At 60.2% G+C, this 15,361-nt stretch carries 11 protein-coding genes; 4 read left to right on the forward strand and 7 right to left on the reverse strand.

Translation table 11 applies throughout. The features are described 5' to 3' along the window. Window positions 1-88: 88 nt before the first annotated feature. A complete protein-coding gene (locus ABV589_RS08995) occupies window positions 89-4,771 on the forward strand; it encodes an NEL-type E3 ubiquitin ligase domain-containing protein (RefSeq protein WP_367085607.1) in 4,683 nt (1,560 codons plus the stop codon). Window positions 4,772-4,819: 48 nt separating this feature from the next. On the opposite strand, the gene ABV589_RS09000 is transcribed toward ABV589_RS08995, so the two are convergent. From ABV589_RS09000 to ABV589_RS09020, 5 genes are all read right to left on the reverse strand, one after another. Next, entirely contained in the window at window positions 4,820-5,314 is a 495-nt protein-coding gene (locus tag ABV589_RS09000) for a CS1 type fimbrial major subunit (RefSeq protein ID WP_367085608.1), read from the reverse strand. After that, a complete protein-coding gene (locus ABV589_RS09005; protein WP_367085609.1) occupies window positions 5,311-6,075 on the reverse strand; it encodes a molecular chaperone in 765 nt (254 codons plus the stop codon). Before ABV589_RS09005 ends, ABV589_RS09000 begins: the two co-directional genes overlap by 4 nt. A gap of 59 nt (window positions 6,076-6,134) precedes the next feature. Continuing rightward, entirely contained in the window at window positions 6,135-7,400 is a 1,266-nt protein-coding gene (locus ABV589_RS09010) for a hypothetical protein (protein WP_367085610.1), read from the reverse strand. Continuing rightward, entirely contained in the window at window positions 7,401-9,923 is a 2,523-nt protein-coding gene (locus tag ABV589_RS09015; protein ID WP_367085611.1) for a CS1-pili formation C-terminal domain-containing protein, read from the reverse strand. A gap of 105 nt (window positions 9,924-10,028) precedes the next feature. Next, on the reverse strand, window positions 10,029-10,505 hold the full coding sequence (locus ABV589_RS09020; RefSeq protein WP_367085612.1) for a CS1 type fimbrial major subunit: 477 nt from the start codon (window positions 10,503-10,505) through the stop codon (window positions 10,029-10,031). 516 nt (window positions 10,506-11,021) lie between these two features. On the opposite strand from ABV589_RS09020, the gene ABV589_RS09025 reads away from it, so the two are divergent. Both ABV589_RS09025 and ABV589_RS09030 read left to right on the forward strand, forming a co-directional pair. Continuing rightward, window positions 11,022-11,603 (forward strand): PadR family transcriptional regulator, encoded by a 582-nt coding sequence (locus ABV589_RS09025; protein WP_367085613.1) that lies wholly within the window; start codon window positions 11,022-11,024, stop codon window positions 11,601-11,603. Then, complete coding sequence (locus ABV589_RS09030; RefSeq protein WP_367085614.1) at window positions 11,600-12,388, forward strand: siderophore-interacting protein; 789 nt, start codon at window positions 11,600-11,602, stop codon at window positions 12,386-12,388. The genes ABV589_RS09025 and ABV589_RS09030 overlap by 4 nt, the downstream gene beginning before the upstream one ends. Before the next feature lie 220 nt (window positions 12,389-12,608). On the opposite strand, the gene ABV589_RS09035 is transcribed toward ABV589_RS09030, so the two are convergent. Continuing rightward, window positions 12,609-13,247, reverse strand: coding sequence for a Pr6Pr family membrane protein (locus tag ABV589_RS09035; protein ID WP_367085615.1), 639 nt, complete (start codon window positions 13,245-13,247; stop codon window positions 12,609-12,611). Between the two features lies 1 nt (window position 13,248). Continuing rightward, window positions 13,249-13,479 (reverse strand): VF530 family DNA-binding protein, encoded by a 231-nt coding sequence (locus ABV589_RS09040; RefSeq protein ID WP_003227831.1) that lies wholly within the window; start codon window positions 13,477-13,479, stop codon window positions 13,249-13,251. Window positions 13,480-13,779: 300 nt separating this feature from the next. Here ABV589_RS09040 and ABV589_RS09045 point away from each other — a divergent pair, with 300 nt between their 5' ends. Then, window positions 13,780-15,141, forward strand: a complete 1,362-nt coding sequence (locus tag ABV589_RS09045; RefSeq protein ID WP_367085616.1) for a carbohydrate porin — start codon at window positions 13,780-13,782, stop codon at window positions 15,139-15,141. Window positions 15,142-15,361 lie beyond the last annotated feature (220 nt).

Raw genomic sequence — 15,361 nt, forward strand, 5'->3', positions numbered from 1 at the left:
GGCGTTTTCCACCGGGTATTTGCGCTTTTTTCACCCGCTGCCCTTGCCTAGGCTGATCGCTCCATTTTTGATCAAGGACGATCCAGCAATGCCCACCCTTTCCCCGCAGGGGCAACCGCCGCGCACGGCGCACCTCGTCTCACCGGATGTCAGTGTTCATTATCAGACGATCGAAAAAGCCATCCCGGCCTGGCTGCGCGCAAGCTCAGCAAAGCGGGTCAATGAATTGCAGCTGCACCGACTGAAGCTGCCGGCCTGGTATCAAGAGGTCTCCGACGCCGAACATCTGCGTCTGCAACAGCAGATGCAAAATGCCTGGAAAGCACAAAACGACGTGGACAAGGCCTTGAGCAGCCTGCAAGACGTCTACGCCTTCGCCAAACCGTTATTACAGCAGGCACTGCACCAGCGCTTCGGTGTTGAAGACGACGTCGAGAACACCTGGCTGCGTCTGTACGCCCCCGTCAACAGCGCGTGGTGGGCCCATGACTTTGCCGGTGCAACCACCAGCCGGACCGTCTCGCTGCTCGACGCTGCATTACATAATTTCGCTTGGGATGAGGTGTTCAGTCCGGACTCGGAGTTCATCACCCGCCCCGATGCCAACGGCCACTTCACAGTCAGGCCGCTCAAGCACCAACTGAGTATCGAGCAGTTCAAGTCACTGTGCCGCGAGCTGAATATCGGCGCCCGCTACGAGCAGCATCTGAACGAGTTTCTGCGCTCGGGCAACCGTGTCGCCCGCCAGGTTTTGCAGTACAGGGTCATCTTCAGTCAGAAAAGTACCTTGAGCGTCTGTGCCCGACTGGCCCTGGCGAAAAAGGACATCGACCGCGACGCCTACGAGGTCGTGCAGGGCATGCTCGATGATCGGCGCGACCTGCGCTGGCGCGGGCGTGCCATCAACTATTACAACCTCGCCATGATGGATACGGCGCTGACCGGTATCACCCTCATCGCCCCTGACGTGGACACCGCCAATGCCCCGGTCCCGGTGATTGCCTATGTGCCCCATGACCCGGAGCACCCGCTCAAACAATACCCCTCGGCGCTGGACTTCATGGCGGAACTGACGCGGCAACTGCGCGACCGCGATTCTGCCGGCAGCTATCAGCGGTTTTTCAGCCAGTTCGTCAACCATCAGCAACGCGGGCATTTTTTTGCAGGCCTGAACGCCCGCCTGAGCAGCGTGAAATGGCACGCCGTGCCGCCGGGAACCGACCTGCCCGGTTGGCGCGAAACGCCTGTGGATCACCCCGACCTGCGCTTTCGCCTGACAAAAATCCAGGACGACCGCGACACCCGTTACACCGGCAGTCTCTGGGCTTACTTCTATCAGCAGAAGCTCAACAAGATTTTCAATGACGCCCGGGAGATCGCCATTTCCACCGAGTATGCCGATCGCATGGCCCGCTGGGCCTGGTGGGACAACCTGGGGAAAATCCTCTCGGATATCTTCAATGTGGCGCTGCTGGTAGTAACCCCGCTGGTGCCAGGGCTCGGCGAATTGATGCTGGCCTACACCACGTATCAACTGCTCGACGGCGTCTTTGAAGGCATCGTCGACATGGCCGAGGGGCACCTGGCCGAAGCGGGTGAGCAAGCCATCGGCGTGCTGCAAAGCATCGTCCAGCTCGGTGCCTTCGCCGCTGGCGCCAGCCTTGGACGTGTCGCACGGGTCAAGCTGTCGTCGTTTGTCGAAAGCCTGAAACCGGTGCAGTTGGCCGATGGTCAGACCCGCCTGTGGAACCCGGATCTGGCGCCCTATCGTCTGCCGGAACAGACCCTGCCGAACCCGGCCCGCCCCGATGCGCAAGGCGTTCATACGCTGGGGGACAAACAATTGCTGCGCCTGGATCAACACATCTTCGAGGTGACCAAGGATCCGCTTTCCGGGAAACACCGCCTGCGCCATCCGCGACGTCCCCGGGCCTACGCACCGGCGCTTGCGCACAACGCCGACGGGGCCTGGGTCTGTGAAACGGAAAACCCGCGTCTGTGGGACGGGCCAACACTGATGCGACGCATCGGTCACCGCACCGATGGTTTCAGCGACGCGCAACTGGAACACCTGCGCCTGCTGACCGGTACCGACGAGGACGTGCTGCGCCGCATGCATGTGGATAACACTCCGCCACCGCCGTTGCTCAGCGACACGCTGGAGCGTCTCGGCCCGGCGCGCCCGGTGCAGCCCGCCGCGCCTCTTTCGCCGGCGGTCAGCCAGGTGTTGGTGGATTGTCCACAGTTGACGCCGGTCCTTGCCGAACGGGTGATCTCCCAGGCCAGACCGATGGAACAGCAGCAAGCCACGGCGCAACACCGTCTGCCCTTGGGTTTGCGCACGACCGCCCGCGAGGTGCAGTTTGAATTGCAGTCCGTGCGCGCCGCCCAGGGTTTGCAGCAGCCAGTCCTGAGCAACATCGACAGCGAACGGCTGATCCTCGGGGCGCTGCGGCACTACAGCGATACCTTCGGGGCGCTGCGGATTGAAATCCGAGAAGGCACGTTCGACGGCGAGTTGCGTTGCGAGGCCGGTGCCGCGGTGGCCGAACGGGTCCGGGTGCTGGTGCGGGTCGCTGCCGATCGCTATCAGGTGCGCGACGGCGCGGATCTGCCGATCCACCCTGCCACCGGCCTGTACGAGGCAATCCTGCAAGCGATCAATCATGATGGCCGCAGCGCCCTGGGCTACGGACCCGACGACATCGAACCGTTCAGACAATGGATCATCGCCAGAACCCAGGCCCCCAGCGAACGGCGCACGCTACTCGCCAGCCCGCCGATCCGCCCGGTCGCGCAATACAACACCCTGTTTCTGGTGCGCGGCCCAGGCCTGAGCCGCAGTGCTGCCACGCTGGAGGAGCGCATTCAGGATCTGCATCCGCATTTCAGCCCGAGCGAGGTCGATGCCTTTGCCAGTGCTCTGACCGAACGCGGCGAGCCGCTCAAGGCCATCGAGGCACATGAAAACGACCTCGATGAGCTGCGGGTCATTGTCAATCGCTGGCGCTATCAGCAGCCAGATACCTGGGGGCCGGGCAGCTATTCGTTCCGCGAGGGTGGCGGGCTGCATATTTTCGAAAGGCTGCTGGACTGTTTCGAACGCAAGGACGAGCACCTGGGTAACCGCGCCGATCCGACCGCCTATGCGCTGGACCTGTCGCGGGAACTGCTCTCCACGGATCTGGAGATCTGGTGGGCGAAACGTCCGCCGCTGAAGAAGTTTCTCGACAGGGTCACGGTGCTCAAACTCGACAACACGCGATTCTCCCCCGACACGCTCGGCCTACTCAAAGACTTCCCGAACGTGGTCGAGCTGAGTGCCAAATATTGCGAACTGACGCGCTTGCCGGACCGCATCGGGACCACGATGCGCCGCCTCGAACGCCTGCGTCTGAACAACAACCACATTGAGCTGGATCGCACTGCCGTCGAACGGCTGAGCAACCTGACCTACCTCGAAGTGCTGAGAATGGATGACAACCCGCTGGGGCTGTCACCTGATCTGTCGCGCATGCCGCGCCTGAAGGTGGTGGCGCTGAAGAACACCGGGCTGACCACCTGGCCGGACGGCATTCTGGCCAAGCCACGGCCACGCGGTTTGCTGCTCGACTTGCGCGGCAACCCGCTGACCGTGATCCCCGACGTGCCAAGCGGTTCCGAGGCGCAATGGCTGGTGGCGCGCACGCGCCTGGACGTCGCCGCGCTGTCGGACCTCAACCAGTTGCGCTACCAGGACAGTCGCCGTTCGATGGCACTGCCACCGGAACCGATCATGCCGGCCACCAACCCGGCCACTTCGATCATCTCCAACTTTGGCGCCGACTATTGGGCCGATGTGCCGGGTTGGGGTGTCGACCGCGAAACGCCGTGGACGGAGCTGGTGGAAGATCCCTTGGCCCAACCGTTCATGGCGACGTTACTCAATGTGCGTGAGTTTGCCGATTTCCGTGCTGGCGGAACGGCGCGCGAGCAGTTGATGCAACGCGTCTGGCGCATGCTCGACGCCGTGCACGTCGACAGCCGCTTGCGTGAAAAACTGTTCACCATGGTAGTAGCACCAGTGGATTGCGCGGATGCCGGTGCGCAATTGTTCAATCACATGGGCGTGAATGTGCTCGCCTATGAGGCCCATGCCTATTCGGTCGAACCGAAGGAGCTGGAACGCAAACTGGTGACGCTGGGCAAAGGCGCAGCGCGGCTGGAACAGGTCAACGAAATCGCCCGGGCCGATGTCGCCAGCCGTGGCGGCAACCCCGACGAAGTGGAAGTCTATCTGGCCTACCAGACCGGTCTGGCCAAGCGTCTCGGCTTGCCCTGGCAGTCCGAAGACATGCTCTACCGTCCGGTATCCGGCGTCACCGACGCGATGATCGATCAGGCGTACGACACAGTACTGGCGCTGGGCGAAGGCGATGGTCTGGTCAACCAGATGCTCGAACTCGACTTCTGGAAAGAGTACCTGAGCGAGCGCTATCCCGTGCGCCTGGAAAGCAACAAGCGCCTGTTCCAGCGCCGCTACGAAGCCCTTGAGTCGCTGCGCGAGGTCCAGCGCCAGTGGACGCAATCGGCGGTGGCCGAGGAACGCGCGGCCCTGCGCGAACAGCTCAAGACGTTGATGAACGAGCTGTCGGTGCCAGCGACCGTAGTGTTCAATGACCAGCCGATCAGCGACACGCTGTTCGACCGATTGCTGATCGACCTTGCGGATGACGAAAAGGAACTGGCGCGGCGCCTGACCCGTGAAGCACTGGCTCGCGCCGGGCTTTGACAACGGCGTGACGGCCTGCCCGTTGCACATCGGGCAGGCCGGGCAACTTCAGGGCGCCGCCGCGTTAAAGATCAGGTGCACGTTGCCGTAGTAACTCCCCGGCTTGTAGCCTCCGGCGGGCGTGATCGGCTGGATCTCCAGGACGTAACGCCCACCGGCCCTGGCCTGCTCCGCCGAGACCACCTGACGCGGCGGCGTCTCGTGAGTCAGCACGGTATCGGCGAAGCTGACGCGCAGATAAATGTTCTGCTCGTCGCGGCCATTGGACAGATACGCTTCGCTCTCCAGCCGGGCCTCGATGGCACTGGTGTCGTGCCTGACGTCGAAGTGTTTGCGCAATCCGCCGAGGCGTTTGGTGCTGACATTCCACGGCAGAATCTGCGCACGATGAATCCAGTCCGTCTCGGCCGGTATTACATAAAAACCCAGCGCCGGAATATCCACCGACACCTCGAACCGGTACTCCTCGCGTGCCGCAAACGACGTCGTGCTGAGCAGCGTCAGAATGCCCGCGCACAGGGTCATCAACGATTGCCTGATCATCTCGGTTGATCCCCTGAAGAGAGGCCGACCACGCGCTGGGATTTCTTGCTGTCGCCTTCCACCAGATTGAAGCGGTATTCGCGTCCCGGTTTCTTGTCGAACTCGAAACTGTTGCCCGCGCGGATGTGGTGTTTGGTGGTCGGCTCGCAGGCGGTTTCGTCCTTCAGCGCGCAATTGCGAAACTCGTCGATCATGACCACGGTGTTGCCGTTATTGCGCACCCGATAAATCGTCGCGGTGTCTTCGATCACGCTTTCGAAACGGCTGTCTTTCGGGCGCACAAAGAACACCGTACCGAAACCGGTCATGACGTTGACCCCGGCCGACAAGGTGTTCTGGTATTGCTCACGCTCCTCGGCGGACACGGCGAATTCGTCCTCCTTTTCCGGAACCACCGGGATGAACCGCACGCGGAAGTAACGCTCCCGGTCGCGCTCGCCCATCATCAACAGACGCGTGCCCTGCATGCCGTTGGCCGGCACGATCAGCCGTGCGGGACTGGCCATCAGGCCCTCACGACTGCTCATGTCGGCCTGGCTTTTGACTTCGATTTCCCGCGAGGTACCGTCAGCGTCGTAGAGGATTTCGAGGATATTGACCTTGACGAATGCGGTGCTGTCGCCGCTGTTGAACACTCGTTTCAGGTAGGTGCTCTTGTCACCGTCGAGGTAGTCATAGACCGTGCCGACATTGATCTGCGGGCCGGCCTGCAGGGCAAAGGGCAACCCGCTCAAAAACATTAATAACACCAGACGTTTCATCACCTTGATTCCTTGGTCGTTGAACACAATGCCGATTCGACTTATCGCTATACAGCCCATCAGATATCCGAATCCCAGACCACCACGACAGTGCCGGAATAGCTGTCGCTCACCCCGGGCTGCAGCATGTTTGCCATTGAATGTGGCGGCACCTCGAAATGCAGGGTTCCCGGGGCTCGATCTACATAGAAGCCCGGCTTGAAATACAGGGCATTTGCATTGCCCGATTTCAATCGCGCACGTTTCACGGGCTGACCGGCAAGATCGGTTATGCCGTTGGGCATGCTGACGCTGATGTGCAGCTCGACGCGACGGTTATCTTTACTGTCCCGTAACCCACACTCGCCATTGACTCCGGGGCCGCAGGCGATTATCTGCATCTTGAAACGTGAGGACGCCGAGATGTTGAAGGTCTGATCGCGGAACAGGTTCACCGGCCGCCGTCCGGCCTGCAGCCAGCTCTGCCAGCCACCGGCGGGCACCAGACGGATTTTCTCGCCGCCGGGCGGGATGTCGACTTTCAGGGTGTGCTGTACTTCCAGATTGAAATTCAAGGTCAGCTCAGGATCGTCTGGAATCATGACATCACCAAAGTCAAAGTCCCCCCCAGGGCCAAGTCGATAACTCAAGCTCCCGATGTAATTACCCGAAGACATTTCCAGCGGATTGGGCGTGCGCAGTTCGTAGGCAAAATCAAGGTAGCCATACGTCATGGCGGGAATTGGAAATTTGGCGACTTTTACGCAGGACTGTTGGTTTGGAGTCTTCCAGAAAAAAGCGTAAGTTTTGGACCCATAAAATCCCACCCCGGTGGTGGTACAGGGAGGAGCCGCATAGACCCAGCCAAAACTATTCCATAACTTATCGTGTCCCTCAGCATTGCTGGCCGCGCCGGTCAGATTGGTCACGGTATCGCTCAATACATAGTTGGAACCGACACCGGCAATGCGCACTTCCACGGTTTTGTACTCCCCGGTATCGGCGTTGGTGACGGTAAAAGGTCGCCACTCCCCCGGTACCTTGAACATTGCACTGTCGCGTGCGTCAGCATTGGCTTGAATAGGCTTGTTCGACTCAACTCGAGTCAACAGACGTATGCTGAAAGTGTCACTGTTACGGCAGATAGCGGGGTAGTGCTCGCAGTACCCAGTGGATGGTGTTTGATTGATAAATTCGTTGCGTAGTGGATTGGCCGAATCAGGCACGAACAACGCCCGGATTTCCTGGGTTGCGCCTTCGGCGTTGGATGTTGCCAATAGCGCCAGCAGACATATACTCGGCCCGAAGGCTAACCGATGCAGCACGGTATTTTTGATACTGACCATTCAACCGGCCTCCTGTCGGGTCAATGAAACATTGGCCAACGTGTCCGGCGAGCAGCGCAAATCACCGATCATCAACACGTTGTTTTCACTGCGATGCTTGTCGGTGTCGAGCCGGAACTGGCACAGCAGTTGATCGGCGTAGCGCACTTCGAGGGTCGGTGAACCGGCGTGCATTTCCATCGAGAAAAACCCGTCGACTTCGCTGACCCCGCGGCTGGCGTGATTGATCACGTGATGGCCCTTGAGCGGCCGCCCTTGCGGGTCGAGCAAGCGTCCCAGCACGGTCAGGGTTTTTATCACCCGCACCTTGCGGTACTCCACGCCGCCCTTGTTCAGGTGATAGCGGGCGCGGGACGGTTCGATGCTGGCGGCCGGAACGTGGTTGCCTTCGAAATCGAAGCCCACCGAACTGTTACGGTACGCCGTGAGCGGGATGAAATTGCGCCCCGGCCGCAGCGCTGAGCTGCCGCCGCTGAGGTCGTCGGCGCGCAGGGCGATGTCGGCGATATCCGACTCGACATCGACGATCATCCCGGCACCGCGGCCCTGATGCTGACTGGTCATGAGCAGTTGCTGACCGCCGATGATCACGCTGCTGTCGAGGTTCACGCCACCGGTGAAATTGCCGTTGTAGGACGAGCGTTGCACGAAGCCGTCGCCATTGACCCAGTCGGTACGGAAGTTGGCCAGGCTCGAAAGACCGACGCCGTAGGTGTCGGTCAGCGCCGTGACCGAAATGCTTTGCAGAATGTGCTCCTGCAGATCCTTGCGATAGCCGATCGAGCCATTGTTGTCGCGCCCGCCATCACGGGCGGTGCGGCTGCCGATGCTCCCGGAAATCTGCTGGCCCGGCCCGCCCAGCGCCATGTTGATGCTCAGGTCGATCCCGCGATTACGCGCCTCGCCACTGCTGTAGCTGCCCGGCCGGTCGAACAGCGACAAGCGCCAGTTGGCATCGCTGCCAAACAGCTCGGTGCGCTGCGTCCAGCCCAGGTCCATACCAACGCCGTCGACATTGCCTTCGCTGTGCGAGACCCGTGCGCTCAACGAATTCTTGCGGCTGAGGCGATGGTTGAGCGCCAGTGACGAGTTGCTGGTTTCGCCGGTGAACACATTGCGCTGGCGTACGCGAGTCCCGTCGGGCAGCGTGTCGTAACTGTTGCGGGTGTCGAGCCAGCTGCGGTTGTGGCTGACCACCAGGCTGCCGGCGCCGTAGTTGTACAGGCCCTGCACGTCGACGCCGGTGCCGTGGTCTTCGGTCTGATAGAGGTTGGCGAAGAGGCTGATGCTGTCGGCCAGGCTCCAGTCGATCGAGGTGCCGTACTGCAAGGTGTCACGAACCTGACGCGCCGACAGGCCGAGGATCACCCGTGGATGCAACAGGTAATTGAGCGCGGCGCCGGCGGTGAGATCACCGCTTTGCTGTTCCTCCCAATTGCTCAGCAGTTTGCTTTCCTGCCCGGCGAACACGTTGTAGCGCCAGCGCTCATCGAGGTTTTGCCAGTTCACCGGTTTGTAGACCAGCTCCTGGGTGGTCGAGGTGGTCTGGCCATCCTCGATCAGACGCACTTCGACTTCGTAAATGCCACCGGGCAAGGGCCGGGTGTCCAGCGTCTGTAAACCGGCCGGCACCGCTTGCGTGTTGATCAGCAGGCCATCGCGATAGATCTCCACCGACGCCTGGCGATTGGCCGTGACGAAAATCGGGTAGACGCTGGGCCGCGGGCTGTCGACCGCCAGGCTGTCGGAGCTGCCATACATCACGCCGACCGCCGTGTCGGGGCTGGTGCCGAACGAACGGGGCTGGCGGGTCAGGCCTTCGGAATTGGGGGTGAAATAGCCCAGGCGGAAAAAACTGCCCTGCAGTTCGCGCTGGGTGAAAAGCTCGTGTACGGCGTGATAGGTCTTGGTGTCCGGCCCGCCGAGGCGCGCCAGTTGCATGTTGAAGGACTGGCTCCAGTTGCCGAGACTGGCACTGGCTTCCAGACCAAAACGTCCGCCCAGATCCTGGTTCTGGCCGCCATTGAGGTTCAGCTGATTACGCAGCATCAGACCGCTGCTGCCTCCCTCGGGCTGCTCATGGAAGCGTTGCGTCTGCAGATCGCGCTCGGCGTTTTCGGTGGCGATCGAAAGCAGTGAGTTTTCCAGGTTGTAGTGCACCGCCAGCAGTTGCTCGGGGCATTGCCCGCTGCAGTTGCCAAGCGCTACACCGGATTTGAGGAGGCTGGCCCAGGTTTCACGCTCGGCGGCACTGATGCGGCTGTCGCTGGTGTCGGTGAAGTCGAGCAAGGTAATGCGATCATCGCGCGACAATACAATCATTGCCTCGCCCAGCGGTTGTTGATCAAGTTCGACACGAACCGCCAGAGGCACATCAAAGAAATGCTCTTCAAAGTCTGCCGGAAGACCTTTCGCCTGAGCCAGCAAACTTCGCGGGGTATTATCGACTGGCGGCGGCGCCGCCAATACGCTGCTGCTTAACAGCAACGCAAGCGCAGCCGCGATGGGCGTCATCGGATACATGAATTAATACTCTGATTACCGGAAGTAAAAGCCCGGCCGGGCAACTTAAAAGTTGCCGGCCGGTTACGTTACTGGACAAATAACGTCAGGTATTGCCGTTATGACTCAGACCGAAGGTTCGACGACCAGCATGACCACACCGGTGTAGTCGCCAGCGGCCGGTTTGGCACCGGTGGCGCTGATCTTGAAGGGTGCGCGATAACGCGTGTTGGACTCGGTATCGCCGACCACTTCCTGCGAGGTGGTGGTCAGTGTCTTGCCATTGAGTTCGACTTTCAGGTCGATGGTGTTGTTGCCGCCAATCAGCTTCGGCACGCCTTCCAGACGTGCATGAACCTTGCCGGCAGTGTGCAGCACATCGAAGTGCCCGTTGACTTCGCGCATCGAATTGGTGCCCGGGTTAAAGCTCATGTCCTGATCCTTGTTGACCAGATCGGCGTCCACCGGCACCGCATAGAAGTCGTCAGCCGGTACGTGCGCCACGATACTGATGGAGTGCTTGGCTTCAGTGGCGGCAAACGCCATCGAGGCGCTCATGGCCAGGACAGTCAGAGGGGCGGCAAGGGCGAGTTTCTTGAGCATCATTGAATACCTGTCTTATATAAATTAGTTGAGTCGTCGAGCAGTCAAGGCGAGCTGAACAGTCACGAGCAGTCAGTGCTCACCGTTAACTTTCAACGCCGAAGAATGTTCAACCAATTTATCTTCAAAGTAAGCAGGCAACGTCCTGCGAGCTTGTAGCCTGGACGCCATTAGATGAGAAAGAAAAAACCGTTAAATTCAGGAAAGTTCCTGTGCAACTGTCAGATTCAGGCTACAGGGCGCCAGCCGAGTGACTGTACGCGCCACAACTTCGCCGCAACTTCCGTAAGACATGTACCACACTTTCCCGGAAATAAAGGGCGAAACGGAATATTAGAGAACAAGCACTAATCTGCGCCTTTGCCGGGAGATTTAATACTGCGATTTCTTGATCGTTTTCCGGTTTTTTGTGAGCGCCGATTCGATCGGTCAGGTGTGCACCGTTGGTCAGGACACCTTGCCAGCGCGTAAAGATATATCTTAAGTTGTATCTAAACACGACGAGAGAGCAGGACAATGAGAGACCATCATTCCCCCCATCATCACCGCGAACACGGCGACGGCCGTGACGGCTTCGGAAAACGCCCCGGCCGTGAACGCGGCGGACGCGGCCCACGAGTCTTCGCCCCCGGTGATCTGAAATTGTTGCTGCTGGCGCTGATCGCCGAGCAGCCGTGCCACGGCTATGACCTGATCCGCCAGATCGAAGGCATGTTCGACGGCGCCTACAGCCCAAGTCCCGGGGTGATCTACCCGACCCTGACCTTCCTTGAAGAAAGCGACCTGATCAGCGGCGACGCCGAGGCCGGCAAAAAACGCTACAGCGTGACGGATGCCGGTCGTTTGTCTTTGAGTGAGCAAGCGGTCGCACTGGACGGCGTGCGCATGCGCATTGACGTCAGCAAACGTTCGTTGCGCGGCCATGACCGGCCGCCGGAAATCCACGAGGCGGTGCACAACCTGCGCCACGCTTTGCAAATGCACCACGGGCGCTGGAGCCCGGAAGAGATCCTGCGTGTGCGTGACCTGCTCAACGACACCGCCAAAGCCATCGTCGACGGCCCTGCCGTTCAAACTGCCCAGGAGAAAGCCGAATGACTGCAGTCGATACCCAAACCATTCACCGCGTGATGCACGAAATCAAACGCCGCAAGCTCGAAGTGCTGCGCGTGGTCGACCTGACCCCGCGCATGCGCCGCATCACCCTCGGCGGGCCGCAGCTGGCCGGGTTCATCAGCCAGGGCACCGACGATCACGTGAAACTGCTGTTCCCGCAGAACGCCGAACAGGCTGCAGCGCTGGAAACCCTGGTGCTCGGCGCCGGCAAGGACAACGGCCCACTGCCCGAGATGCGCGACTACACCCCGCGCCGTTATGACCTGGACACACTCGAGCTGGACATCGACTTCGTCCTGCACGGCGACGGCCCTGCCTCGACCTGGGCCGAACAGGCAAAGCCCGGGCAATTTCTGCACATCGGTGGGCCACGCGGTTCGATGATCGTGCCGGATATCTTCGACAGCTACCTGCTGATCGGCGACGAAACCGCCCTGCCCGCCATCGCCCGCCGCCTCGAAGGCCTGACGGCCAATCGCAGAGCACTGGTGGTGATCGAAGTGGAAAACGGTGCCGAACAGCAAGTGCTGGACAGTGCGGCGCAGGTCAACGTGATCTGGGTACTGCGCGAGGGCGGCAAGGACAACCTGCTGACCACCGTCAAACAGTTGCAGGTGCCCAAGGGCAATCTGTATGCATGGGTGGCGACCGAGACCAAGGTCTCGCGGCAGATCCGCCGGGTGCTGATTGATGAGCATGGGCTGGATGAACAGCTCATCAAGGCCGTCGGTTATTGGCGGGCTGAGGGCACATCCGAAGAAGAATGACACCGATCCCCTGTGACTGATGATTACCTGTGGTGCTGATTACATGTGGTTAGTGATTACCTGTGGCTAGTTATTACCTGTGGTGAGGGGATTTATCCCCGATGGGCTGCGAAGCAGCCCCAAAACATTCAATGAGTTGTTTCAGGTAAATAGCGATTGCAGATTTCAGGGCTGCTTCGCAGCCCATCGGGGATAAATCCCCTCGCCACAGGGTTACGCCCTATTTTTCAGCCCCACGCCAACGGTCGATCCCGATCACCAGCAACCCAATCACCACAAACCCCACCAATATCCCCCCGGCATTGATGAACACCTGTGCATAACCGAGCAGCGCCACATCAATGAACGGGTACGCATACGCGCCAAGCAGATGCCCGCGCAGCAAGGCGTAGATGAAGTACACCAGTGGATAAATCAGCCACAGCGGCAAATGCCACAGGCGTAACGTACCTTTAGGCACGCAGCACCACCAATAGCCGAGAAACAGCAGCGGCATCACATCGTGCAGTAACTCATCGGCAATAAACTGCCAGCCTTCGGGGTGCCACAAATGCCGCAGCAGAATGCTGTAGGCCAGCCCCACCACGGCAATACTCACCGCCACCCCGCTGCTGACCCACGGCTGCAGAAACCAGCGTTGCGCAGCGGATTCACGGCGGGTGATCGCGCAGGTCAGCACCGTCGCCACCAGCGTGTTGGTCAACACCGTGAAGTAACTGAAGAAGCTCACCAGCCCGCCCAGCAGGCTGGCGTCGACACTCAGCCGCGCAAGGAAAATCAGGTACAGCTGGATACTCAGCCCGGCCCAGCCGAGGGTGGCGATGAGTGTGAGCAGGCGTCGCCGGGCAACGGCGTTCATCTCAGAGCGGACGCTTGGTGCGCATCAGTTTCACGTACAAACGCTCGACCTTCTCCCGCGCCCACGGGGTTTTGCGCAGGAAGGTCAGGCTCGACTTGATGCTCGGGTCGCTCTTGAAGCAGCGGATATCGATGCGCTCGGCCAACCCTGACCACTCGTAATGCGCCACCAGCGCATTGAGGATCTGTTCGAGGGTTACGCCATGCAGCGGATCGGGAGTGTGGTCGTTCATGCCAGGCCTTTGGACGGAGGGAAAATGCACAAGCCGCGCACCTTAGCCGAGGGGCCGGTCAGGTGGAAGGCCTTGCATCAAATGTAGGCCAACCCGAGAAGATCGCAGCCTGCAGCCATCGCCACAATGCGCCCGTTTGCCGCACTGTTACCGAATCAGAAATGCTGCATGTCTGCAAAAGCCCTTTGTCTTTTTGTTACAGATCATTATCCTGCCGCCCTTCAGCTGAATCGCTTCACTGCCTGCGTCAAATTGAAGCGCTCGGTTTACCCCCGTAAAACACCAAAAAAAGACTGACCCATGCCCGATTTTTCCTTCTCCCGAGACAGCGCTATCTCAGCCCTGCGCCTGATCGGCGGCTGCACCGCGCTCGGCTTCGCCACCTACGCCCAGGCGGCCCCCGCCTTCGACAGCGACTCACCGTGGATGCTCGGTGACTGGAACGGCACGCGTACCGAACTCGCGGAAAAAGGCTACAACTTCAAACTCGATTACACCGGCGAAATGGGCAGCAACCTGCACGGCGGCTATGACCACGATCGCACCGCGCGCTACAGCGATCAGTTCGGTCTGGGCACGCACCTGGACCTGCAAAAAATCCTCGGCTGGGACGATGCCGAATTTCAGCTGACCATCACCAAGCGCAGCGGCAATAACATCAGCAACGACCGGATCAACGATCCGCGCGTGGGCGGCTTCACCTCGGCCCAGGAAGTCTGGGGCCGTGGCCAGACCACGCGCCTGACGCAGATGTGGTACCAGCAGAAATTCTTCGACCAGAAGCTCGACATCAAGGTCGGCCGCTTCGGTGAAGGCGAAGACTTCAACAGCTTCCCCTGCGACTTCCAGAACCTGGCGTTTTGCGGCTCGCAGGTCGGCAACTGGGTCGGCGGCATCTGGTACAACTGGCCGGTCAGCCAGTGGGCACTTCGAGTCAAATATCACCTGACCGCAGAGCTGTACGCGCAGGTCGGTGCCTACGAGCAGAACCCGTCGAACCTCGATCGCGGCAACGGCTTCAAGCTCAGCGGCAGCGGAACCCAGGGTGCGGTGCTGCCGGTGGAGCTGGTGTGGACGCCAAAACTCAACGGCCTGCCGGGCGAGTACCGCGCCGGTTACTACTACAGCAGCGCCAAGGCCTCCGACGTCTATAAAGACCAGAACGGCCAACCGGCAGCCCTCAGCGGCGAAGCCTATCGCAGCGCGTCGAGCAAGCACGGCGTATGGCTCGGAGTGCAACAGCAGATCACCAGCATGGCGAGCGACAACTCCCGTGGTCTGAGCGTGTTCGCCAACGGCACCATGCACGACAAGAAAACCAACGCGGTCGACAACTACGTGCAGGCCGGCATCACCTACAAAGGCCCGTTCGATGCGCGCGCCAAGGATGACATCGGTTTCGCCCTCGCCCGCGTGCACGTCAACCCGGCGTATCGCAAAAACGCCGAAGCGAGCAATCAGGCCCACGCAGTCTATGACTACGACGACCCGTCCTTCCTGCCGCCGCAGGACACCGAATACAGCGCCGAACTGTATTACGGCGTGCACCTGACCAACTGGCTGACCGTGCGCCCGAACCTGCAATACATCCGCCATCCGGGTGGCGTGAACGACGTCGACGACGCACTGATCGCGGGGATCAAGATCCAGTCGTCGTTCTAAAGCACACCGAATAAACCTGTGGGAGCTGGCTTGCCAGCGATGCGATTTCACATTCGACATTATCGTCGGCTGACACTCCGCCATCGCTGGCAAGCCAGCTCCCACAGGGGAACTCATGAAATTCGTTAGCTAGACAAGTTTTTATCTGAACCATACCCGCGCCCAATCGTCATCTAGAGTGACTAAAGCGCGGGACTAAATAAACGTCACGGAGAATCAC

It is taken from the genome of Pseudomonas sp. HOU2 (genome assembly GCF_040729435.1).
Classification (GTDB): Bacteria; Pseudomonadota; Gammaproteobacteria; order Pseudomonadales; family Pseudomonadaceae; genus Aquipseudomonas.

Coding starts and splice junctions, on each gene's coding strand:
- ABV589_RS09015 (WP_367085611.1), bottom strand. CDS start 9,923: ATGTATCCGATGACGCCCATCGCGGCTGCGCTTGCGTTGCTGTTAAGC.
- ABV589_RS09035 (WP_367085615.1), bottom strand. CDS start 13,247: ATGAACGCCGTTGCCCGGCGACGCCTGCTCACACTCATCGCCACCCTC.
- ABV589_RS09000 (WP_367085608.1), bottom strand. CDS start 5,314: ATGATCAGGCAATCGTTGATGACCCTGTGCGCGGGCATTCTGACGCTG.
- ABV589_RS09005 (WP_367085609.1), bottom strand. CDS start 6,075: ATGAAACGTCTGGTGTTATTAATGTTTTTGAGCGGGTTGCCCTTTGCC.
- ABV589_RS09030 (WP_367085614.1), top strand. CDS start 11,600: ATGACTGCAGTCGATACCCAAACCATTCACCGCGTGATGCACGAAATC.
- ABV589_RS08995 (WP_367085607.1), top strand. CDS start 89: ATGCCCACCCTTTCCCCGCAGGGGCAACCGCCGCGCACGGCGCACCTC.
- ABV589_RS09010 (WP_367085610.1), bottom strand. CDS start 7,400: ATGGTCAGTATCAAAAATACCGTGCTGCATCGGTTAGCCTTCGGGCCG.
- ABV589_RS09025 (WP_367085613.1), top strand. CDS start 11,022: ATGAGAGACCATCATTCCCCCCATCATCACCGCGAACACGGCGACGGC.
- ABV589_RS09020 (WP_367085612.1), bottom strand. CDS start 10,505: ATGCTCAAGAAACTCGCCCTTGCCGCCCCTCTGACTGTCCTGGCCATG.
- ABV589_RS09040 (WP_003227831.1), bottom strand. CDS start 13,479: ATGAACGACCACACTCCCGATCCGCTGCATGGCGTAACCCTCGAACAG.
- ABV589_RS09045 (WP_367085616.1), top strand. CDS start 13,780: ATGCCCGATTTTTCCTTCTCCCGAGACAGCGCTATCTCAGCCCTGCGC.